Origin of the sequence: Pseudoselenomonas ruminantium, assembly GCF_900113715.1 — a bacterium.
Classification (GTDB): Bacteria; Bacillota; Negativicutes; order Selenomonadales; family Selenomonadaceae; genus Selenomonas_A; species Selenomonas_A caprae.
Map to the genome: position 1 here is coordinate 108,960 of NZ_FOQK01000001.1, position 20,693 is coordinate 129,652.

Below are 20,693 nucleotides of genomic sequence, written 5' to 3' on the forward strand. Positions count from 1 at the left end.
GAGGTTGTCAATATGAGAGGAATACGTGGAGCAATCACAGTAGGAGAGAACAAAAAAGAAGAGATCTGGCAGGCAGCGAAGATGCTGTTGTCCCAGATCCTGCGTCGCAACAAGGTGAAGCCGGAAGATATCGGTGCATGCATATTCAGCTCTACCAGCGATATCACAGCAGGTTTCCCTTCGACGGGCGCCCGCCAGATGGAAGGTTTTGACAAGGTGCCTCTGTTTGACACGCGGGTACCGGAGGTCGATGATTCGATGGAGCGCTGCATCCGTGTGCTGCTGCTGGTGGATTCGGAGCTCAAGCAGGCGGAGATCCAGCATGTGTACATGGGGAAAGCACAAGAACTGCGCCCGGATCTGCGCAATTTCTGACATAAGGCAGAAGTGTTTACAAACGAAAGTATATGGTTTTTATTCTGATATCATAAAAGTAATTAATGGAAATGGCGTAAAATACTGTACTTTTTCATTCGAATCTAGTAGAATGGTGTGTGGATAAAAAACATTCGAGTGATAAGGAGAGATACACTTTGAGTAACATCGATACGACTTGTGTCAACGCCATTCGTGTATTAGCTGCAGATGCCATCCAGAAGGCCAATTCTGGTCATCCGGGCCTGCCGCTGGGCAGTGCTGCCATGGCTTACGAACTGTGGGCCAACCATATGAACCACAATGGCAAGAATCCGGAATGGGCTAACCGCGACCGTTTCATCCTTTCGGGTGGTCATGGTTCCTCGCTCCTGTATTCGCTGCTCCATTTCTTCGGCTATGGTCTGACGATGGATGACATGAAGCAGTTCCGTCAGGATGGTTCGCTGACCCCGGGACATCCGGAATATGGTCATACGGTTGGTGTAGAAGCAACGACTGGCCCGCTGGGCGCTGGCATGGCTATGGCTGTTGGCATGGCTATGGCCGAGGCACACTTGGCTGCCGAGTTCAACCGTCCGGGCTATGACGTTGTCGATCACTATACGTTCGTGCTTGGCGGCGACGGCTGCATGATGGAAGGTATCTCTTCGGAGGCGTTCTCGCTGGCTGGTACGCTTGGCCTGTCCAAACTGATCGTACTCTATGATTCGAATAAGATTTCGATCGAGGGCGATACGGACATCGCGTTCACGGAGAATGTCCAGGCTCGTATGGCAGCTTTCGGTTTCCAGACGATCACGGTCGAAGATGGCAATGACCTTGAGGCCATCGGCAAGGCAATCGAAGCAGCGAAAGCCGATAAAGAGCATCCGTCCTTCATCACGGTCAAGACGCAGATAGGTTATGGCTGCCCGGCAAAACAGGGTAAAGCCAGTGCTCATGGCGAACCTCTCGGCGAGGAGAACGTCAAGGCTCTCAAGGAGAATCTTGGCTGGCCAGAGCCGGATAAGGCATTCAACATCCCGCAGGATGTTTATGACCATTATCAGGAACTGGCAAAACGCGGCGCTGAGGCTGAGGCAAAGTGGAACAAGCTCTTTGCTGAGTATTGCACGAAGTTCCCGGAAGAGAAGGCTCGCTGGGAGAAATTCCATGCACCAGTTGATGCTGAGGCTCTTCTGGCTAATGAAGAGTTCTGGGCATATGAGGACAAAGCTCAGGCAACGCGCAATCTGTCTGGCACGATGATCAATCGTCTCAAGGATATGGTTCCGCAGCTCATCGGCGGCAGTGCTGACCTGGCACCGTCGAACAAGACGATGATGAATGGCGAGAGCGATTTCAGCAAGGACAACTATGCTGGCCGCAATCTCCACTTCGGCATCCGTGAGCTTGCCATGGCAGCTATGGCCAACGGCATCACGCTGCATGGTGGCCTGCGCACGTATGTCGCTACGTTCTTCGTATTCAGCGACTACACGAAGCCGATGATGCGTCTGGCTTCGCTGATGCATATCCCGGTCACTTATGTCCTGACGCACGACAGCATCGGCGTTGGCGAGGATGGCCCGACTCATGAGCCAATCGAGCAGCTCTCCATGCTCCGGGCTCAGCCGAATCTCAACGTATTCCGCCCGGCAGATGCTACGGAGACAGCCGCTGGCTGGTACCTGGCCATCACGGCTGACAAGACGCCGACGGCGCTGGTACTTACCCGTCAGAATCTGCCGCAGCTGGCAGGCTCGAGCAAAGAAGCACTCAAGGGTGCATATGTCGTATCCGAGGCGAAGGATGCAGCGAACATGGATGGTATCCTGATGGCATCGGGTTCGGAAGTTTCGCTGGCTGTAGATGCTCAGGCTGAGCTGGCTAAAGAAGGCCTCGATGTCCGCGTTGTTTCGATGCCGTGCATCGATCTCTTCGAGCAGCAGAGCGCTGAGTACAAAGCCAGCATCCTGCCGAAGAATGTCCGTGCCCGTGTTTCGGTTGAGGCCCTTTCGGACTTCGGCTGGGGCAAATATGTAGGCCTTGATGGTGCATCGGTCTGCATGGAAGGCTTTGGCGCTTCGGCTCCTGGCCCGCAGCTCTTCAAGAAGTTCGGCTTCACGGTTGAGCATGTTGTTGAGGTAGCGAAAAAAGTTATTGCTGACAATAAATAAGCAAGAGTAGATCCTGTATACGGCAGGGAGAGAGTAGCAGAGACGGAAAATCCGTCTCTGCTATTATTTTTGTCTATCAAACATGGACAAAATCATGGGTTTTGAAAATAATAAAGCAAAATGATACGCTAGGTAGCGTGTGCACGTGAATCTTTATAAATAAAGTGTTGACAAGCATTTTTGCTGGTGCTAATATATAGAAGTGCCTGATTCAAGAGCATGATTTAGTGATACAGGGGAGTGAAAACAATGACACTGGATACACTGAAAAATGCCAATCGGGTGATTGGTATCAAGCAGGTTACCAAAGCTGTGAAGCGCGGGAATGTCCAGAACGTATTCGTCGCTGACGATGCGGATGATCGTGTCATCGAGCCGCTGGAAACGCTGTGCAGGGAATGTGAAGTTCCGGTAGGGCGTGCAGAGACGATGCAGGAGTTGGGACAGGCCTGCGGCATCGAAGTCGGTGCGGCAGCTGCGGCAGTCCTGAAGTAAGTTTCTAGTATATTTGTTAAAAACTTCAGAGCTTGCTTTGAGGTTTTAATAAATAATAAATTCTCAATATGAAGGAAGGAGGTGCATGTATGCCTACTATCAATCAGTTAGTTCGTAAGAGCAGAAAGAGCATGCAGGAGAAGTCCAAAGCACCAGCACTCAAGAATTGCCCGCAGAAACGTGGTGTTTGCACGCGTGTTTACACGTCTACGCCGAAAAAGCCGAACTCGGCACTGCGTAAGGTAGCTCGTGTTCGTCTGACGAATAGCATCGAGGTTACCGCATACATCCCAGGCATTGGTCATAATCTTCAGGAGCATAGTGTTGTTCTGATCCGTGGCGGTCGTGTCAAGGACCTGCCAGGTGTTCGTTACCACATCATCCGCGGTTCGCTCGATACTGCCGGTGTGCAGGATCGTGCTCAGGGCCGTTCGAAGTACGGTGCGAAAAAAGCAAAGAAAAAATAACACAGCTTCGCAAATGAAGACTATGATAAGGAGGTAAAACAATGCCAAGAAAAGGTTCCGTACCTAAGCGTGACGTACTGCCGGATCCGGTGTACCACAGCAAAACGGTTACGAAATTCATCAATAAAGTAATGCTTTCCGGTAAGAAGAGCGTTGCTGAGCGCGTCGTTTATGATGCGTTCGAGACGATCCGTGCCAAAACGGGCAAGGATCCTCTGGAAGTTTTTGAGACTGCTCTCAAGAACGTTATGCCGGTCCTCGAGGTACGCGCTCGTCGCGTCGGTGGTGCAAACTACCAGGTTCCGGTTGAGGTCCGTCCGGACCGCCGCATGACGCTCGGCATTCGCTGGATCGTCAACTACGCACGTCTCCGCGGTGAGAAGACCATGGATGAGCGCCTCTCGGGCGAGCTCATGGATGCCGCTAACAACACGGGCGCAGCAATCAAGAAGAAGGAAGATACGCACAAGATGGCAGAGGCCAACAAGGCTTTCGCTCACTATCGTTGGTAATCCTTTCTTATTTTTATTAAGGAGCGATATTAAAAGTGGCAAGAGAGTATTCCCTTGAAAAAACTCGTAATATCGGTATCATGGCTCACATCGATGCCGGTAAAACGACTACTACTGAGCGTATCCTCTTCTACACGGGTGTAAACCACAAGATCGGCGAGGTTCATGAAGGCGCTGCTACCATGGACTGGATGGTTCAGGAGCAGGAGCGCGGCATCACGATTACGTCTGCTGCAACGACCTGCCACTGGAAAGAGCATCGTATCAACATCATTGATACGCCGGGTCACGTGGATTTCACGGTAGAGGTTGAGCGTTCCCTGCGCGTCCTCGACGGCACGGTTGCAGTCCTGACTGCACGTGGTGGCGTTGAGCCGCAGACTGAGACCGTTTGGCGTCAGGCTGAGCGTTATCATGTTCCGCGCATGGCGTATGTCAACAAGATGGACATCACCGGCGCAAACTTCTTCAACGTTATCGATATGATGCACGAGCGTCTGCAGGCTAATGCCGTTGCAATCCAGCTGCCAATCGGCGCTGAGGACACGTTCGAAGGCATCGTCGACCTGGTCAAGATGGAAGCCATCGTTTATGAGGATGACCTTGGTAAAGTTGCTGACGAGGTTGAGATCCCGGCTGACATGAAAGAGCAGGCTGATGAGTATCGTGAGAAACTCTTAGAGGCTCTCTCCGAGATCGATGACGAATTCATGGAGAAATATCTCGGTGGCGAAGAGATTTCGGAAGAGGAGATCAAGAAGGTAATCCGTAAGGGTACCCTCGCTGGTGAACTCGTTCCGGTAACCTGCGGTACGTCGTATCGCAACAAGGGCGTTCAGCCGCTGCTCGATGCCATCGTTGATTATATGCCGGCTCCGACGGATATCCCGCCGATCGCTGGTGTAAATCCGGAAACTGGTGAGGAAGACCATCGCCCGTCTAGCGACAGCGAGCCGTTCTCCGCACTGGCATTCAAAATCATGACTGACCCGTATGTCGGTAAGCTGGCATTCTTCCGTGTATACTCCGGTGTACTCGATGCAGGTTCCTACGTATTCAACTCCACGAAGGGTAAAAAAGAGCGTATTGGCCGTATCCTCCAGATGCATGCCAACAACCGTAAGGAAATCGAGAAGGTTTACTCCGGTGATATCGCTGCTGCTGTCGGTCTGAAAGACACGACGACGGGCGACACGCTCTGCGACGAGGCGCATCCGATCATCCTCGAGTCCATGGAGTTCCCGGATCCGGTTATCTCTGTTGCTGTTGAACCGGCAACGAAGAATGACCAGGAGAAGATGGGCGTTGCTCTCCAGAAACTCGCTGAGGAGGATCCGACGTTCCGCGTTCGCACGGATCAGGAAACTGGCCAGACGATCATCTCTGGTATGGGTGAGCTTCATCTTCAGATCATCGTTGACCGTATGCTCCGTGAGTTCCATGTCGACTGCAAAGTCGGTGAGCCTCAGGTTGCATACCGTGAGACGATCCGTAACACGGTCAAGGCTGAAGGTAAGTTCGTTCGTCAGTCCGGTGGTCATGGTCAGTATGGTCACTGCTGGCTCGAGCTCATTCCGCAGGAGCCTGGCGAAGGCTTCAGCTTCGAAAACAAGGTCGTCGGTGGTGCGATTCCGAAGGAATTCATCAACCCGATCGAGGCCGGCGTAAAGCAGGCTATGGAAGCTGGTGTTGTCGCTGGTTATCCGATGGTCGACATCAAGGCTATCGTATTCGATGGTTCCTATCACGAGGTCGACTCCTCCGAGGCAGCATTCAAAGTTGCTGGTTCCATGGCCTTCAAGAACGGCTGCGAAAAGGCTAACCCGGTTCTCCTTGAGCCGTACGTAAAAGTCGAAGTTGTCGTTCCGGAAGAGTACATGGGCGATGTAATCGGCGACCTGAATTCCCGCCGCGGCCGTATCGATGGTATGGAAGCGCGCAACGGTGCTCAGGTCATCAACGGATTTGTTCCGCTTTCCGAGATGTTCGGTTATTCGACGGATCTCCGTTCTAAAACTCAGGGCCGAGGGAACTACAGCATGGAAGTAGCTTACTATGATGAAGTTCCTAAAAATATAGCCGAAAAGGTTATTGCTAAAAACAAAGGCGAATAAGGGAGGAAAAAATTACAATGGCTAAAGAAAAGTTTGAGAGAACTAAACCGCATGTTAACATCGGCACCATTGGTCACGTTGACCATGGCAAGACGACGCTGACGGCTGCAATCACGAAAGTTCTGTCCGAGACGGAAGGCTGCAAGGCTGCTTTCGAGGATTACGCTGATATCGATAAGGCTCCGGAGGAGCGTGAGCGCGGTATCACCATCAACACGGCACACGTTGAGTATGAGACGCAGAAACGTCATTATGCACACGTTGACTGCCCGGGCCATGCTGACTATGTCAAGAACATGATCACTGGTGCTGCTCAGATGGATGGTGCTATCCTGGTTGTTTCCGCTGCTGATGGCCCGATGCCGCAGACGCGTGAGCACATCCTGCTCGCTCGCCAGGTTGGTGTTCCGGCAATCGTTGTCTTCCTGAACAAGGTTGACCAGGTTGACGATGAGGAGCTCCTGGAGCTCGTAGAGATGGAAGTTCGCGAGCTGCTCTCCAGCTACGAATTCCCTGGCGATGACATTCCGGTCGTTGCTGGTTCCGCTCTGAAAGCTCTCGAGGGCGATGCTGACATGAAGGCTAAGATCGTTGAGCTCATGAACGCTGTTGATGAGTACATCCCGACGCCGGAGCGTGACACGGATAAACCGTTCCTCATGCCGGTCGAGGACGTATTCACGATCACTGGCCGTGGTACGGTTGCTACGGGCCGTGTTGAGCGTGGCGAGCTGAAACTGAACGATACGGTTGAGATCGTTGGTCTTCAGGACGAGCCGAAATCCACGGTTGTTACGGGTATCGAGATGTTCCGTAAGATGCTCGATAGCGCTGTTGCTGGTGATAACATCGGTGCTCTGCTCCGTGGTATCGACCGCAAAGAGATCGAGCGTGGCCAGGTTCTCGCTAAGCCGGGCACGATTCATCCGCATACGAAGTTCAAAGCGCAGGTCTATGTCCTGACGAAAGAAGAGGGTGGCCGTCATACGCCGTTCTTCACGAACTATCGTCCGCAGTTCTACTTCCGTACGACTGACGTTACGGGCGTTGTTTCCCTGCCGGAAGGCACGGAGATGGTTATGCCTGGCGATAACATCGAGATGGATGTTGAGCTCATTACCCCGATCGCTATCGAGAAGGGTCTCCGCTTCGCTATCCGCGAGGGTGGTCACACGGTTGGTGCTGGCCGCGTAACGGAAGTTGAAGGCTAATTTCCAAGTCAATTAAACCATAGGTAAGAGCGGCGCTCGCGTCGCTCTTATTTAAAGGTTTAAAATAATATGGTACCCCCCAATGCGATGACGTGGCAGATGGCTCGGCATTGTCCGAGGGAACTGTTACGGAGAAATGTTTGGGCCGAGAGTCCGGACGATAAGGAGGAAAAACAATTGTCTAAGAATCAAAAGATTAGAATCCGTTTGAAGGCTTATGATCATAAAGCCCTCGATCAGAGCGCAGTAAAGATTGTGGATACTGCAAAGAAGACTGGTGCAATGGTATCCGGTCCGATTCCACTCCCGACGGAGAAAAATATCTACACGATTTTGCGTTCCCCGCATGTCAATAAGGATTCCCGCGAGCAGTTCGAAATGAGAACGCATAAGCGTCTTATCGACATCCTGCAGCCGACGAACAAGACGGTAGATGCGCTGATGCGCCTTGACCTTCCGGCTGGTGTAGACATCGAAATCAAATTATAATCCGAGGAGGTGGAATGAATGTCTAAAGCAATTTTAGGTAGAAAACTGGGCATGACTCAGATCTTCACGGAAGAGGGCAAAGTTGTTCCTGTTACGGTTGTTGAGTCTGGTAACAACATCGTTATCCAGAACAAGACGGTCGAGAATGACGGTTACAACGCTGTTCAGCTTGGCTTCGGTGAAGTTAAGGAATTCAAAGTAAATAAACCAATGAAGGGTCATTTCGCTAAAGCTGGTGTTAAGCCGGTCAAATTCATCCGCGAGATGCGTCTTCAGGATCCTTCTGAATACAAAGTCGGTGATTCCATCGGCGTTGACATATTTAGTGCTGGAGAATTAGTCGATGTTACTGGTACTTCCAAAGGTAAAGGTTTTGCCGGCGGTATCAAACGTCACAACTTCGCCCGTGGTCCTATGGGACATGGTTCCAAATCCCACCGCGAGCCGGGCTCGACTGGTGCAATGATTTCCGGTCCTGGCGGACGCGTGCTCAAAGGCAAGAAACTGCCGGGCCGCATGGGTGGCGAGCGCGTTACGGTTCAGCGCCTCACGGTTGTCCGTGTTGATGCAGACCGCAACCTGATTCTCATCAAGGGCGCAATTCCGGGCCCGAAGAAGAGCTTCGTTGTGATCAAAAATACCGTTAAACCGGGCAAAAACTAATTGGAAGGAGGATAACCTAAATTATGGCTACAGTAGCAGTTTATGACATCACCAACAAACAGGTTGGCGATATCGAATTGAATGACAGCATCTTCGGCGTAGAGATGAACGCAGGTCTTCTCCATCAGGCCGTTGTAATGCAGCTTGCAGCACAGCGTCTCGGCACGCATGCAACCAAGACGAGAAGCTTCGTTCGTGGTGGCGGCCGCAAGCCTTGGAAGCAGAAAGGCACGGGTCGTGCTCGTGCTGGTTCGACGCGCAGCCCGCTGTGGGTCGGCGGTGGTACGGTCTTCGGTCCGCATCCGCGTAAGTACGCTTTCACGATGCCGCGCAAACAGCGCCGTCTCGCTATCAAATGCGCACTTTCCGATAAAGTTAAGAGCGGTGAGCTCGTAGTTCTCGACAGCCTCGATTTCGATGCTCCGAAGACGAGCCAGGTCGTCAAGATGCTTGGCGATTTCAGCGTTGACTCCAAAGCTCTCCTCATCACTTGCGATGAAGCTGAGAACGTAGAGAAGTCCGCACGCAACATTCCGGGTGTAAAAGCTATCAACACGATGGGCCTGAATGTCTTTGATATCCTGAATCATGACAAGCTGTTCATCACGAAGGATGCCATCACCCGCATCGAGGAGGTATTCGCATAATGGAAGCACGTGATATCCTGATCCGTCCGCTGATCACTGAGAGAACGACTCAGCTCATGGCTGAGGGCAAATACGTCTTCGTTGTTGCGAAAGCAGCCAACAAGATTGAGATTGCTAAAGCTGTCGCTGAAGTTTTCAACGTCAAAGTTGAGAAAGTCAACACGGTCAACGTACTGGGCAAAACGAAACGCATGGGCCGCACGATGGGCAAGCGTTCTGACTATAAAAAAGCTATCGTAAAGCTCGCTGCTGGCGAAAGCATCGAGTTCTTCGAAGCATAATCGAGAAAAGGAGGTACATTTAAGTGGCAGTAAAGAGTTTTAAACCATATTCTGCAGGCCGTCGCTTCATGACCGTCGCTTCGTTCGACGAGATCACGGCAAGCAAGCCTGAGAAATCCCTGACTGAGCGCCTGACGAAAAAAGGCGGCCGTAATCAGCAGGGTCGCCTGACCGTTCGCCATCAGGGTGGCGGCCATAAGCGTCTTTATCGCGTGATCGACTTCAAACGCACGAAAGACGGTATCCCGGCTCGCGTCGCTACCATCGAGTACGACCCGAACCGCAGCGCACGCATCGCTCTCCTCAACTATGTGGATGGTGAGAAGCGCTACATCCTCGCACCGAATGGTCTCAAGGTTGGTGACAAGGTTGTTTCCGGTCCGGACGCTGACATCAAAGTCGGTAACGCTCTTCCGCTGAAGAACATTCCGGTTGGTACGACGATTCACAACATCGAGCTCAAGATCGGCAAGGGCGCACAGCTCGTCCGCAGTGCTGGTACTTCGGCTCAGCTCATGGCTAAGGAAGGCGATTATGCACTCCTCCGCATGCCGTCTGGCGAGCTCCGCAAGGTTCATATCAACTGCCGTGCAACGATCGGTGAAGTTGGTAACCTCGAGCATGAGAACATCACGATCGGTAAAGCAGGCCGTAACCGTTGGCTGGGCGTTCGTCCGGAGAACCGTGGTACTGCAATGAACCCGAATGACCATCCGCATGGTGGTGGTGAGGGTCGTTCCCCAGTCGGCCGCAAGAACCCTGTTACGAAATGGGGCAAATGCGCTATGGGTGCCAAGACTCGTCGCAAGAAAGCTTCGGATCGTCTCATCGTCAAAGGACGTACGAAATAATCATAGAAATCGACAGGCAGCCTGATGCCGCCTGACGAAAGGAGGAGACACTTTGTCAAGATCTATTAAAAAGGGACCTTACGTTGCAGAAAGCCTCATGAAGAAAATCGAGGCTCTCAACGAAGCTAACGATAAAAAAGTTGTAAAGACCTGGTCGAGAAGCTCCACGATTTTCCCTGATTTCGTCGGTCATACGATTGCCGTTCATGACGGCCGCAAACATGTACCGGTTTATGTCACGGAAGATATGGTTGGTCATAAGCTCGGCGAGTTCGCACCGACCCGCACGTTCAAGGGTCATGCAGGCGAAGAGCGCAAGACTTCACTGAAATAATTTTGCGAAAGGAGCATACTTGTGGAATCTAAAGCAGTAGCTAAATATGTTCGCATCACTCCGCGCAAAGTTCGTGTAGTCCTGGATCTTATCCGTGGCAAGAACGTTGCAGAGGCATTTGCGATCTTGAAATTCACGCCGAAAGCTGGCGCTGATGTTGTAGAGAAGGTTCTGCGTTCTGCTGTTGCAAACGCTGAGAACAATTTTGATATGGACGTCGACAAGCTGGTCGTTAAGACGGCTTTCGCTGACCAGGGTCCGACGCTTAAGCGTATCCATCCGCGTTCCCGTGGACAGGCTTTCAAAATCTTGAAACGCACGTCCCATGTAACCATCGTCGTAGACGAGATGAACTAAGAAGGAGGGAAACGGATTGGGTCAGAAAGTAAATCCGCATGGTATTCGCCTTGGCATCGTCAAGACTTGGGATGCTAAGTGGTATGCAGATAAAGATTTTGCAGATAACCTGCATGAAGATATTAAAATCCGTGACTATCTGAAGCAGAGCCTTCAGGCAGCCGGTGTGTCCAGAATCGAGACGGAGCGCAGCAAAAACCGTCTGAAGCTCACGATCCATACGGCTAAGCCGGGTATGGTAATCGGCCGCGGTGGTTCGGGCATCGAGCAGATCAAAGAGGGTCTGAAGAAATACACGGAAAAACGTGTTGACATCAATATTGCTGAAATCAAACAGCCGGATATGGATGCTACTCTCGTTGCTGAGAACATCGCTCAGCAGCTGGAGCGCCGCATCGCTTTCCGCCGTGCAATGAAGCAGGCCGTTGGCCGCACGATGCGTCTTGGTGCTAAAGGTATCAAGGTTGCACTCGGTGGTCGTCTCGGCGGCGCAGAGATTGCTCGTAAGGAGTCCTACCGCGAAGGCAGCATTCCTCTTCACACGCTGCGTGCTGATATCGACTATGGTACGGCAACGGCACATACGACTTACGGCGACATCGGCGTAAAAGTATGGATCTTCAAGGGTGAAGTTCTTCCGGAAAGAAAGCAGCGCAAGGCTGTAGCTGAAGGGAGCGAAGCTTAATGTTATTACCAAAGAGAGTAAAATATCGCAAACAGTTCCGTGGCCGTATGAAGGGTAAAGCTCATCGCGGCAACACGGTTAGCCATGGTGAGTATGGTCTGGTCGCTCTTGAGCCGGCTTGGATCACGAACCGCCAGATCGAGGCTGCTCGTATCGCTATGACCCGTTACATCAAACGTGGCGGTCAGGTTTGGATCAAAATTTTCCCGGATAAGCCGGTAACGGCTAAACCGGCTGAGACCCGCATGGGTTCCGGTAAAGGTTCGCCGGAGTACTGGGTTGCAGTTGTTAAGCCGGGCCGCGTCCTCTTCGAGATGGATGGCGTATCCCGTGAAGTTGCTCAGGAAGCAATGCGTCTTGCAGGCCATAAGCTGCCGATCAAGACGAAGTTCGTTGTCAAAGAAGAGACTAAAGCAGAGGGCGGTGAAGTAAATGAAGGTTAATGAGATTCGTGAGATGAGTGCTGACGAGCTTAACCAGAAACTTGCTTCGCTCAAAGAGGAACTGTTCAACCTCCGTTTCCAGCTCGCTACTGGCCAGCTTGAGAACCCGATGCGTATCAAAGAAGTAAAGAAGACGATCGCCCGTATCAAGACGATCCAGCGCGAGACTGAGCTCAAGGCTTAATCGCAAACTGATATGCAGAAGGAAGGAGGCTCCCTAATGAGCGAAAGAAACGTACGTAAAGTAAGAATCGGTAAAGTCATTTCCGATAAAATGGATAAAACGGTTGTTGTTGCTATCGAGGAACTCGAGCAGCATAAACTGTACAAAAAACCGGTAAAGAGAACGGTTAAGTTCCATGCCCATGATGAGAAAAACGATGCTCATGTTGGCGATAAGGTTTCCCTGATGGAGACGCGCCCGCTGTCCAAGACGAAACGTTGGAGAGTTGTTGAAGTAATCGAGAGAGCTAAATAATCCAAAAAAATCGAAGAAGGAGGTCAAACAATGATCCAACAGCAAACAATCCTGAATGTTGGCGACAACACTGGCGCAAAAGAAATCATGTGCATCCGTGTTCTCGGCGGTTCCTATCGCAAATACGCTAACATTGGTGATATCATCGTAGCTGCAGTCAAATCGGCTGCTCCTGGCGGCACGGTCAAGAAGGGCGATGTCGTTAAGGCAGTTGTTGTCCGCAGCGTAAAGGGCCTGCGCCGCAGTGATGGCTCTTACATCCGTTTCGATGAGAACGCAGCAGTTATCATCAAAGACGACAAGACTCCGAAAGGCACGCGTATTTTCGGACCGGTAGCTAGAGAGCTTCGCGATAAAGACTTCATGAAGATCGTATCTCTGGCTCCTGAAGTACTTTAATTGTGAGGAGGTGCGATTTTGGCATTCGTTAAGATGAACGTAAAGAAGGGCGACACGGTCGTTGTGCTGTCCGGTAAAGATAAAGGCAAACAGGGCAAAGTCGTTACGGCTATGCCGAAAAAAGGTAAGGTTGTTGTCGAGGGCGTCAACAAAGTAAAACGTCACACGAAACCGAACCAGAAAGCTCCGCAGGGCGGTATCCTCGTCAAAGAGGCTCCGATGCATGCTTGCAAAGTTATGCTCGTTTGCCCGGCTTGCTCCAAAGCAACGCGCGTTGCTCACAAAGAAGTCAATGGTAAGATGGTTCGCGCCTGCAAGAAATGCGGCGAAGTTATCGACCAGACGAAATAATCAGGAAAGGAGGAGCATAAGTGGATAGATTACAGGAAAAATATCAGAATGAAGTTTGCAAGGCTATGACGGAGAAGTTCGGTTACAAGAATGTCATGCAGCTTCCGAAAATCGAGAAAGTCATCATCAACATGGGTGTTGGCGAAGCTGTCGGCAATCCGAAAGCTTTGGATTCTGCTGTTGCTGATCTGACGATCATCGCTGGCCAGAAGCCGCTGCTGACTCGTGCTAAGAAATCCCTCGCTGCTTGGAAACTGCGTGAGGGCATGCCAATCGGCTGCAAAGTAACGCTGCGTGGCACGCGTATGTACCAGTTCCTCGACAAGTTCATGAACGTAGCTTTGCCGCGCGTTCGTGACTTCCGTGGTGTAAGCGACAAGGCTTTTGATGGCCGCGGCAACTACGCTATCGGTCTCAAAGAGCAGCTCATCTTCCCGGAAATCGAGTACGATAAAATCGACAAGATCCGTGGTATGAACATTGTTATCGTTACGACGGCACAGACGGATGAAGAAGCCAGAGAGCTCCTGAAACTCATGGGTATGCCGTTCAGTGCATAAGGAGGTAAGGAAATTTGGCTAAGAAGTCTATGGTAGAGAAGTGGAGCAAAGAGCCGAAATTCTCCACGCGCGCTTATAATCGCTGCAAAATCTGCGGCCGTCCGCACGGCTACATGCGTAAATTCGACATGTGCCGTATCTGCTTCCGTGAGCAGAGCTACAAAGGTGCCATCCCTGGCGTAACCAAAGCCAGCTGGTAAGTATTTAAAGTTAAAAGGAGGATATCGATTCAATGGCAATGACTGATCCTATTGCAGATATGCTGACTCGTTTGCGCAATGCAAACAATGTATTCCATGAGAGTGTTGAAATCCCGGGCTCCAAAGTCAAGACCGCTATCGCAGAGGTCCTGAAGGAAGAGGGTTTCATCAATGACTACACCTTCACTGAGGATGGCAAACAGGGCGTTATCTCTGTTTCCCTCAAATACGGCCCGAACCGTGAGAAGGTAATTTCCGGTATCAAACGCATCTCGAAGCCTGGTCTTCGTCAGTATGCAAAACACAATGAGCTCCCGCGCGTTCTTGGCGGCCTCGGTATCGCTATCATTTCCACGTCCAAGGGTATCATGAGCGATAAGCAGGCTCGCAAAGCTGGTCTCGGCGGCGAAGTTGTTGCATACGTTTGGTAATCGAAGTAGTCAGGAGGTGTACAGATGTCAAGAATTGGTAATGCACCGATTGAAATCCCAGCTGGCGTAACCGTTACGGTTGGCGAGGACAATCTGGTCAAAGTAAAGGGCCCGAAAGGTGAACTTTCCCGCCATATTCATCAGGATATGAAAGTAACCGTCGATGGCGCAGTCTGCAAGGTTGAGCGTCCGTCCGACGATAAGAACCACAGATCTCTCCATGGTCTGTCCCGTACGCTCATTAACAACATGGTTATTGGCGTAACGGAAGGTTTCTCCAAGAATCTCGAAATCAATGGTGTCGGCTACCGTGCTCAGCTCAAGGGCAACACGCTGAACCTCTCCCTTGGTTTCTCCCATCCGGTAGTTGTTGAGCCGCCGCAGGGCATCAAGTTCGAGTGCCCGTCGGCTAATGCTATCACGGTTTCTGGTATCGACAAGGAAGTTGTCGGCCAGATTGCTGCTGAGATCCGCAGCTTCCGTGAGCCGGAGCCGTACAAAGGCAAGGGTATCAAATATGCTGGCGAGCATATCCGTCGTAAAGAGGGTAAAGCCGGCGCTAAGGGTAAGAAATAAGACACTGATTCGAGAAAGGAGTGAAGTTCTGTGCTTCTTAAAGCAGATAAGAATAAGGCACGTCAGAAACGTCATCTGCGTGTCCGCAACCATATCGCAGGTACGGCAGCTCGTCCGCGCCTCAACGTATATCGCAGCCTGGCAAACATTTACGCTCAGGTCATCGATGATGAGAACGGTGTGACGCTCGTGTCCGCCAGCTCCCAGGATAAGGGTTTCGAGAACTACGGTGGTAACATTGAGGCAGCAAAAGCTGTTGGTGCTGCTGTTGCTAAACGTGCTCTCGAGAAGGGCATCAAAGAGGTCGTATTCGACCGCGGCGGTTATGTTTACCATGGCCGTGTCGCTGCTCTGGCTGAGGCCGCTCGTGAAGCTGGTCTCAAGTTCTAAATCATTGATATAAGGAGGTAAATGAATGGCTAGAAATATGGACAACGAAACTCCAGAGTTCGAGGAGAAAGTTGTATATATCAATCGAGTAGCTAAAGTCGTCAAAGGCGGCCGTCGCTTCTCGTTCAGCGCCCTTGTCGTTGTTGGCAACAAGAAAGGCAAAGTCGGCGTTGGTCTCGGCAAAGCTGCTGAGGTTCCGGAGGCAATCCGTAAAGGCGTTGAGGATGCAAAGAAGAACCTCGTTGAGGTCGCTATCCTCGATGAGCGCACGATTCCGCATGAGATGGTTGGTATCTTCGGCGCTGGCCGCGTAATGCTCAAGCCAGCTGCAAAAGGTACTGGTGTCATCGCTGGCGGTCCGGCACGTGCCGTACTCGAGCTGGCAGGTATCAAAGACATCCTGACGAAGTCCCTCGGTTCTTCCAACCCGAACAACATGGTTCGCGCAACGATGGAAGGCCTCAAAGCCCTCAAGAAGGCAGAGGCTGTTGCTGAGCTCCGTGGCAAGACGGTTCAGGAAATCTTAGGTTAATAGGAGGCTGTACAATGGCAAAAGTTAAAGTTACGCTTAAGAGAAGCCTCATCGGCCGTCCGGAAACCCAGCGCAAGACGGTTCGCGCTCTGGGCCTGCGCAAGATCAACTCTGTTGTTGAGCTGCCAGACAACCCGGCAATCCGTGGTCAGCTTCACAAAGTTGAGCATCTGATCGTTGTAGAAGAAATCGCAGACTAATCATAGAACAGGAGGTGCACTAGATGAAATTGCATGAATTACAGCCAGCAGCTGGTTCCCGTAAAGTCCGCAACCGTGTAGGCCGCGGTATTGGTTCCGGCAACGGCAAGACTTCCGGTAAAGGCATGAAGGGTCAGAACTCCCGTAGCGGCGGCGGCGTACGCACCGGCTTCGAGGGTGGCCAGATGCCGCTTTATCGTCGTCTCCCGAAACGCGGCTTCAAGAATATCTGGGCTAAGAACTATGCTGAGGTCAACGTTGAGTCCCTGAATCGTTTTGAGGATGGTGCAACGGTTGATCCGGTTGCTCTCGTTGAGTCCGGTATCCTGAAGAACGTCCAGGATGGTATCCGCATCCTTGGTAACGGCGAGCTCACGAAGAAGCTGACGGTTCGCGCTAACGGCTTCACGAAATCCGCAGAAGAAAAGATTACGGCAGCAGGCGGTAAAGTTGAGGTGATCTGAGGTGCTCTCAGCCCTTGGCAATGTATGGAAAATTCCGGAGCTTAGGCAGAAGATCACGTTTACGCTGATCATGTTCGCCATCTTCCGGATGGGTACCCATATTCCGGTTCCGGGAGTCGATCCGGCGGCGATTGAGCAATTATTCGCCAACGGCAGTCTCTTCGGCCTGTTAGACCTCTTTTCTGGTGGTGCTTTCAGTAAGTTCTCCATCTTTGCGATGTCCATTACTCCGTACATCAATGCAGCGATCATCATCCAGCTTCTGAATGTTGTCGTGCCGACGTTGGAGCAGTGGTCAAAGGAAGGCCAGGAGGGCCATAAGAAGACCACCAAGGTAACGCGCTATCTCACGGTAGTGCTGGCATTCTTTCAGGCGATCGGCATGGCCATCGGCCTGAAGGCTGCTATCCTTAATCCGAATCCAGTCAACATCCTGATCATTGCAATCACGTTGACGGCTGGTACGGTGTTCCTCATGTGGCTCGGCGAGCAGATCACGGCCCAGGGGGTTGGTAATGGTATTTCCCTTATCATCTTCGCTGGTATCGTGGCTGCACTGCCGAAAAACATCGGAACGATTTACCATTACGTCCAGGCTGGTACGATCAGCTACTTCAGTGTGTTCATGTTTGCGGTCATCGCCATCGCGATGGTTGTGTTCGTTGTCCACGTAGAGAATGGCTTCCGCCGCATCCCGATTTCCTATGCGAAACGCGTGGTAGGGCAGAAAGCTTATGGCGGTCATTCCAGCCACATCCCCCTGAAAGTGAATCAGGCGGGCGTAATCCCAATTATCTTTGCGTCATCCGTGCTGATGTTTCCAGTAACCATTGCCCAGTTCATTGATATTCCCTGGGTAAAGACGATTGCCAGTTATTTGGAGTGGGGTAAGCCGCTTCAGACCACGTTATACGTCGGTATGATCATCTTCTTCACTTACTTTTATACTGCGGTTACTGTAAAGATATCGGATATGGCAGAGAATCTGAAAAAATACGGTGGTTTCATCCCGGGCATCCGTCCGGGACAGCCAACGGCAGATTATTTAGATCATGTCATGACTCGTATCACGCTTGCTGGCTCCATTTTCTTGGCCTTTATCGCAGTCCTGCCGAACCTGGTCGCAGGTGCAACTCATATTGAGGGTGTATACTTCGGTGGTACGGCACTGCTCATCGTCGTCGGCGTTGCGCTGCAGACGATGAAACAGATAGAGTCCATGATTGTAATGCGTCACTACGAAGGGTTCATGAAATAAGAGGAGGCAAAACCATGCATATCCTGTTGATGGGCCCCCCGGGTGCCGGCAAAGGCACGCAGGCGGCTGAACTGGTCAAGGAGTTCAACATTCCGCACATCTCCACGGGCGACATGTTCCGTGCGGCGATGAAGGAAGGTACGGAAATGGGCAAGAAAGCCAAGTCGTATATCGACGCTGGCAATCTTGTTCCGGATTCCGTTACGGTCGGCATTGTGCGTGACCGTTTAGCTCAGGACGACTGCAAAAAAGGTTTCATTCTCGATGGTTTCCCACGTACGGTCGAGCAGGCTGATGCTCTCGACGGTATCATGGCTGACCTCGGACTGAGCCTGACGCGTGTACTGAACATCAGTGTTCCGGCTGCTGACCTCGTAGAGCGAGCAGTTGGACGCCGCATCTGCAAGAAGTGCGGTGCTACCTATCATGTCAAGTTCAATCCTTCCAATAAAGAGGGTGTATGCGACGAGTGCGGTGGCGAGCTCTTCCAGCGTGCAGATGATACGGCTGAGACGATGACGAATCGCCTCTCCGTATACGAAGCTTCCACGAAGCCGCTTATCGATTATTATCAGAAAGCCGGCATCTACACGGAAGTTGATGGCAGACAGGCGATTGACAAGGTCACGAAGGATCTCGTTGAGACCCTGAAGGGCTGAGTCAGTTCCGTTGGTGAGATTCACTGAACGATAGAAGTTATTGTAAAGGGCGGCATAAATACTTGCCGCCCATTACAATGATTATGAAAAATTGATTGACAACCTGTTGTTGGGCATGGCATTGATAGAAAATGCAGAAGCTCCTTAGATGACTTTGGCCCAACCAATTTCCATAAAAGGAGAAAAAACATGTCGAAGCAAGATGTTATCGAAGTAGAAGGCAAAGTCCTGGAGGCACTGCCAAACGCGATGTTCCAGGTTGAGCTTGAGAATGGTCATGTTGTACTGGCGCATGTATCCGGTAAGATCCGTATGAACTTCATCCGTATTCTTCCCGGTGACAAAGTCACTATCGAACTCACGCCATATGACTTAACGCGTGGCCGTATAACCTACCGATTCAAATAAGTCATCTCCGCTTTTGCGGGTTTAAAAAATATTTACCATTTTTTTCGTTTGCTACTAGGCAGGATGGAATAAACATGGTATACTAGCAAAATGAGACTGACAATATAGAAAAGGGGGCAACCACAAGATGAAGGTAAAACCGTCAGTAAAACGGATTTGTGAAAAATGCAAAGTCATTAAGCGCAAAGGCCGTGTTATGGTCATCTGCGAAAATCCGAAACATAAACAGAGACAAGGTTAATTATTGAATAAGGAGGTGCTTTATTAATGGCACGTATTGCCGGTGTAGATTTACCCCGTGACAAGAGAATTGAAATTGCATTGACGTACATTTTTGGTATTGGTTTGAAGACTTCTAAGGATCTTCTGAAGGAGACTGGCATCAATCCGGATACCCGTACGCGTGACCTCACGGAGGATGAAGTTGTAAAACTTCGTGATGCCATCGATAAGAACGTTATCGTCGAAGGTGACCTTCGTCGTGAGCGTCAGATGAACATCAAACGACTCGTTGATATCGGCTGCTACCGTGGTCGTCGCCACCGTCTTGGCCTTCCTGTCCGTGGACAGAACACTAAGAACAACGCCCGCACGCGTAAAGGCCCGAAAAAGGCTGTAGCAGGCAAGAAGAAAGACTAATAAAGGAGGGTTAACTGGTGGCAGTTAAGAAAGCAGTTCGCACGAAGAAAAAAGTTCGTAAGAACATAGAATATGGCGTAGCGCACATCAGCTCTACGTTCAACAACACGATTGTAACGCTCACTGATAAGAGCGGTAATGCACTTTCCTGGGCTAGCGCAGGCGGCCTTGGTTTCCGTGGTTCCCGTAAGAGCACTCCGTTCGCAGCTCAGATGGCTGCTGAGACGGCTGCTAAAGCAGCTATGGAGCACGGCCTCAAGCAGGTCGAGGTTTACGTTAAGGGTCCTGGTGCTGGCCGTGAAGCCGCAATCCGTTCCCTGCAGGCAACGGGCCTTGAGGTTAACATGATCAAAGATGTTACCCCGATTCCGCACAATGGCTGCCGTCCGCCGAAGCGTAGAAGAGTTTAATAGGAGGTGCAATTACTAGATGGCAATTGATAGAGTACCAGCCATTAAAAGATGCCGTGCACTTGGCATTGAGCCGGCTGTTATTGGTCGTTCCAAAGAATCGAAACGTCAGCCGCGCCGTACGAACCGTAAGGTTTCCGAGTATGGTCTGCAGCTGAAAGAAAAGCAGAAAGCAAAGTTCATCTACGGTGTACTGGAGAAACAGTTCCGTGGATACTACGATAAAGCGAAGAAGATGCAGGGTGTTACGGGTGAAAACCTGCTTGGTCTTCTTGAGCGTCGTCTTGACAACGTCGTTTTCCGTCTTGGCCTTGCCAACACGCGTCGTCAGGCTCGCCAGCTCGTTCGTCATGGCCACTTCACGGTCAACGGCAAGCGCGTAGACATTCCGTCCGCACTTGTTTCCGCTAACGACGTTATCGCTGTTAGCGAGAAGAGCCAGAGCAATGCCTTCTTCAAAGAGCTCAAAGAGAGCAGCAATGCTCTTTCCGCTCCGGCATGGCTCCAGGCTGACCAGGCTAACCTCACGGGTACGGTAACTCGTTTCCCGAACCGCGAAGAGATCGATGTTCCTGTCAACGAGCAGGCTATCGTCGAGTTGTACTCCAAATAATGAATATTTGTGCCTGTGTGCATAGTGTTCGATTGATTA

The 20,693-nt window shown here is 51.2% G+C and carries 35 protein-coding genes; all 35 read left to right on the top strand.

All coding sequences use genetic code 11. The features are described from left to right. Positions 1 to 12: 12 nt before the first annotated feature. The 35 genes from aroH (at position 13) to rpsD (ending at position 20,654) form a co-directional block, all read left to right on the top strand. Entirely contained in the window at positions 13 to 375 is a 363-nt protein-coding gene (gene aroH / locus BM181_RS00465) for a chorismate mutase (protein ID WP_075441432.1), read from the top strand. A 158-nt stretch (positions 376 to 533) separates the two neighbouring features. Beyond that, positions 534 to 2,537, top strand: a complete 2,004-nt coding sequence (gene tkt, locus BM181_RS00470) for a transketolase (RefSeq protein WP_075441434.1) — start codon at positions 534 to 536, stop codon at positions 2,535 to 2,537. A gap of 249 nt (positions 2,538 to 2,786) precedes the next feature. Next, a complete protein-coding gene (locus tag BM181_RS00475; protein ID WP_075429299.1) occupies positions 2,787 to 3,032 on the top strand; it encodes a ribosomal L7Ae/L30e/S12e/Gadd45 family protein in 246 nt (81 codons plus the stop codon). Positions 3,033 to 3,121: 89 nt separating this feature from the next. Beyond that, positions 3,122 to 3,499, top strand: a complete 378-nt coding sequence (gene rpsL / locus BM181_RS00480; RefSeq protein ID WP_075429297.1) for a 30S ribosomal protein S12 — start codon at positions 3,122 to 3,124, stop codon at positions 3,497 to 3,499. A gap of 41 nt (positions 3,500 to 3,540) precedes the next feature. Then, positions 3,541 to 4,011 carry a 30S ribosomal protein S7 gene (rpsG, locus tag BM181_RS00485; RefSeq protein WP_005842089.1) on the top strand — a complete coding sequence of 157 codons (471 nt, stop codon included), beginning with the start codon at positions 3,541 to 3,543 and terminating at the stop codon, positions 4,009 to 4,011. 35 nt (positions 4,012 to 4,046) lie between these two features. After that, entirely contained in the window at positions 4,047 to 6,125 is a 2,079-nt protein-coding gene (gene fusA, locus BM181_RS00490; RefSeq protein WP_075441436.1) for an elongation factor G, read from the top strand. Between the two features lie 17 nt (positions 6,126 to 6,142). Beyond that, positions 6,143 to 7,336 carry an elongation factor Tu gene (tuf, locus tag BM181_RS00495; RefSeq protein WP_075441438.1) on the top strand — a complete coding sequence of 398 codons (1,194 nt, stop codon included), beginning with the start codon at positions 6,143 to 6,145 and terminating at the stop codon, positions 7,334 to 7,336. Between the two features lie 177 nt (positions 7,337 to 7,513). After that, the gene (rpsJ, locus tag BM181_RS00500; RefSeq protein ID WP_014423834.1) at positions 7,514 to 7,825 is read left to right on the top strand and encodes a 30S ribosomal protein S10; all 312 of its coding nucleotides are present in this window, start codon (positions 7,514 to 7,516) and stop codon (positions 7,823 to 7,825) included. Positions 7,826 to 7,843: 18 nt separating this feature from the next. Beyond that, positions 7,844 to 8,488 (top strand): 50S ribosomal protein L3, encoded by a 645-nt coding sequence (rplC, locus tag BM181_RS00505; RefSeq protein ID WP_033169667.1) that lies wholly within the window; start codon positions 7,844 to 7,846, stop codon positions 8,486 to 8,488. 23 nt (positions 8,489 to 8,511) lie between these two features. Then, positions 8,512 to 9,135 (top strand): 50S ribosomal protein L4, encoded by a 624-nt coding sequence (gene rplD, locus BM181_RS00510; protein ID WP_075441440.1) that lies wholly within the window; start codon positions 8,512 to 8,514, stop codon positions 9,133 to 9,135. Next, entirely contained in the window at positions 9,135 to 9,416 is a 282-nt protein-coding gene (gene rplW / locus BM181_RS00515) for a 50S ribosomal protein L23 (protein WP_075441442.1), read from the top strand. The genes rplD and rplW overlap by 1 nt, the downstream gene beginning before the upstream one ends. 23 nt (positions 9,417 to 9,439) lie before the next feature. Next, entirely contained in the window at positions 9,440 to 10,267 is an 828-nt protein-coding gene (gene rplB / locus BM181_RS00520) for a 50S ribosomal protein L2 (protein ID WP_075441444.1), read from the top strand. Positions 10,268 to 10,319: 52 nt separating this feature from the next. After that, positions 10,320 to 10,601 (top strand): 30S ribosomal protein S19, encoded by a 282-nt coding sequence (gene rpsS, locus BM181_RS00525; RefSeq protein WP_075441446.1) that lies wholly within the window; start codon positions 10,320 to 10,322, stop codon positions 10,599 to 10,601. Between the two features lie 21 nt (positions 10,602 to 10,622). Then, positions 10,623 to 10,958, top strand: a complete 336-nt coding sequence (rplV, locus tag BM181_RS00530) for a 50S ribosomal protein L22 (RefSeq protein ID WP_075441448.1) — start codon at positions 10,623 to 10,625, stop codon at positions 10,956 to 10,958. A gap of 16 nt (positions 10,959 to 10,974) precedes the next feature. Next, on the top strand, positions 10,975 to 11,643 hold the full coding sequence (gene rpsC / locus BM181_RS00535) for a 30S ribosomal protein S3 (protein WP_075429282.1): 669 nt from the start codon (positions 10,975 to 10,977) through the stop codon (positions 11,641 to 11,643). Next, a complete protein-coding gene (gene rplP, locus BM181_RS00540) occupies positions 11,643 to 12,086 on the top strand; it encodes a 50S ribosomal protein L16 (protein WP_075429280.1) in 444 nt (147 codons plus the stop codon). Before rpsC ends, rplP begins: the two co-directional genes overlap by 1 nt. Continuing rightward, the gene (gene rpmC / locus BM181_RS00545) at positions 12,076 to 12,270 is read left to right on the top strand and encodes a 50S ribosomal protein L29 (protein ID WP_033169659.1); all 195 of its coding nucleotides are present in this window, start codon (positions 12,076 to 12,078) and stop codon (positions 12,268 to 12,270) included. Before rplP ends, rpmC begins: the two co-directional genes overlap by 11 nt. Positions 12,271 to 12,306: 36 nt before the next feature. Beyond that, positions 12,307 to 12,564, top strand: coding sequence for a 30S ribosomal protein S17 (gene rpsQ, locus BM181_RS00550; RefSeq protein WP_033169658.1), 258 nt, complete (start codon positions 12,307 to 12,309; stop codon positions 12,562 to 12,564). 30 nt (positions 12,565 to 12,594) lie between these two features. Further along, a complete protein-coding gene (gene rplN / locus BM181_RS00555) occupies positions 12,595 to 12,963 on the top strand; it encodes a 50S ribosomal protein L14 (protein WP_075429278.1) in 369 nt (122 codons plus the stop codon). A gap of 33 nt (positions 12,964 to 12,996) precedes the next feature. Beyond that, positions 12,997 to 13,314, top strand: a complete 318-nt coding sequence (gene rplX, locus BM181_RS00560; RefSeq protein ID WP_173432698.1) for a 50S ribosomal protein L24 — start codon at positions 12,997 to 12,999, stop codon at positions 13,312 to 13,314. A gap of 20 nt (positions 13,315 to 13,334) precedes the next feature. After that, the gene (rplE, locus tag BM181_RS00565) at positions 13,335 to 13,874 is read left to right on the top strand and encodes a 50S ribosomal protein L5 (RefSeq protein WP_075429274.1); all 540 of its coding nucleotides are present in this window, start codon (positions 13,335 to 13,337) and stop codon (positions 13,872 to 13,874) included. A gap of 14 nt (positions 13,875 to 13,888) precedes the next feature. Continuing rightward, complete coding sequence (locus BM181_RS00570; RefSeq protein WP_033169654.1) at positions 13,889 to 14,074, top strand: type Z 30S ribosomal protein S14; 186 nt, start codon at positions 13,889 to 13,891, stop codon at positions 14,072 to 14,074. 32 nt (positions 14,075 to 14,106) lie between these two features. Beyond that, complete coding sequence (gene rpsH, locus BM181_RS00575; protein WP_075429272.1) at positions 14,107 to 14,505, top strand: 30S ribosomal protein S8; 399 nt, start codon at positions 14,107 to 14,109, stop codon at positions 14,503 to 14,505. A 24-nt stretch (positions 14,506 to 14,529) separates the two neighbouring features. Then, positions 14,530 to 15,081, top strand: coding sequence for a 50S ribosomal protein L6 (gene rplF, locus BM181_RS00580; RefSeq protein WP_075441450.1), 552 nt, complete (start codon positions 14,530 to 14,532; stop codon positions 15,079 to 15,081). A 30-nt stretch (positions 15,082 to 15,111) separates the two neighbouring features. Next, positions 15,112 to 15,471, top strand: coding sequence for a 50S ribosomal protein L18 (rplR, locus tag BM181_RS00585; protein WP_075429269.1), 360 nt, complete (start codon positions 15,112 to 15,114; stop codon positions 15,469 to 15,471). A gap of 25 nt (positions 15,472 to 15,496) precedes the next feature. Beyond that, the gene (rpsE, locus tag BM181_RS00590; protein ID WP_075429267.1) at positions 15,497 to 16,003 is read left to right on the top strand and encodes a 30S ribosomal protein S5; all 507 of its coding nucleotides are present in this window, start codon (positions 15,497 to 15,499) and stop codon (positions 16,001 to 16,003) included. Between the two features lie 14 nt (positions 16,004 to 16,017). Beyond that, positions 16,018 to 16,203, top strand: coding sequence for a 50S ribosomal protein L30 (gene rpmD, locus BM181_RS00595; protein ID WP_075429265.1), 186 nt, complete (start codon positions 16,018 to 16,020; stop codon positions 16,201 to 16,203). A gap of 23 nt (positions 16,204 to 16,226) precedes the next feature. Next, on the top strand, positions 16,227 to 16,667 hold the full coding sequence (gene rplO / locus BM181_RS00600; RefSeq protein WP_075441452.1) for a 50S ribosomal protein L15: 441 nt from the start codon (positions 16,227 to 16,229) through the stop codon (positions 16,665 to 16,667). 1 nt (position 16,668) lies between these two features. Continuing rightward, the gene (secY, locus tag BM181_RS00605) at positions 16,669 to 17,925 is read left to right on the top strand and encodes a preprotein translocase subunit SecY (protein ID WP_075441454.1); all 1,257 of its coding nucleotides are present in this window, start codon (positions 16,669 to 16,671) and stop codon (positions 17,923 to 17,925) included. Between the two features lie 14 nt (positions 17,926 to 17,939). Then, complete coding sequence (locus tag BM181_RS00610; protein ID WP_075441456.1) at positions 17,940 to 18,584, top strand: adenylate kinase; 645 nt, start codon at positions 17,940 to 17,942, stop codon at positions 18,582 to 18,584. Positions 18,585 to 18,773: 189 nt separating this feature from the next. Continuing rightward, positions 18,774 to 18,992 (top strand): translation initiation factor IF-1, encoded by a 219-nt coding sequence (gene infA, locus BM181_RS00615; RefSeq protein ID WP_009645081.1) that lies wholly within the window; start codon positions 18,774 to 18,776, stop codon positions 18,990 to 18,992. 127 nt (positions 18,993 to 19,119) lie between these two features. Further along, positions 19,120 to 19,233 (top strand): 50S ribosomal protein L36, encoded by a 114-nt coding sequence (rpmJ, locus tag BM181_RS00620; RefSeq protein WP_014423857.1) that lies wholly within the window; start codon positions 19,120 to 19,122, stop codon positions 19,231 to 19,233. Positions 19,234 to 19,259: 26 nt separating this feature from the next. Beyond that, on the top strand, positions 19,260 to 19,631 hold the full coding sequence (gene rpsM, locus BM181_RS00625; RefSeq protein ID WP_075429259.1) for a 30S ribosomal protein S13: 372 nt from the start codon (positions 19,260 to 19,262) through the stop codon (positions 19,629 to 19,631). A 17-nt stretch (positions 19,632 to 19,648) separates the two neighbouring features. Next, the gene (rpsK, locus tag BM181_RS00630; RefSeq protein ID WP_005842142.1) at positions 19,649 to 20,041 is read left to right on the top strand and encodes a 30S ribosomal protein S11; all 393 of its coding nucleotides are present in this window, start codon (positions 19,649 to 19,651) and stop codon (positions 20,039 to 20,041) included. Between the two features lie 19 nt (positions 20,042 to 20,060). Continuing rightward, positions 20,061 to 20,654: a 30S ribosomal protein S4 gene (rpsD, locus tag BM181_RS00635; protein ID WP_075441458.1), complete on the top strand. Its 594-nt coding sequence runs from the start codon at positions 20,061 to 20,063 to the stop codon at positions 20,652 to 20,654. The last annotated feature ends 39 nt before the right edge of the window (positions 20,655 to 20,693 follow it).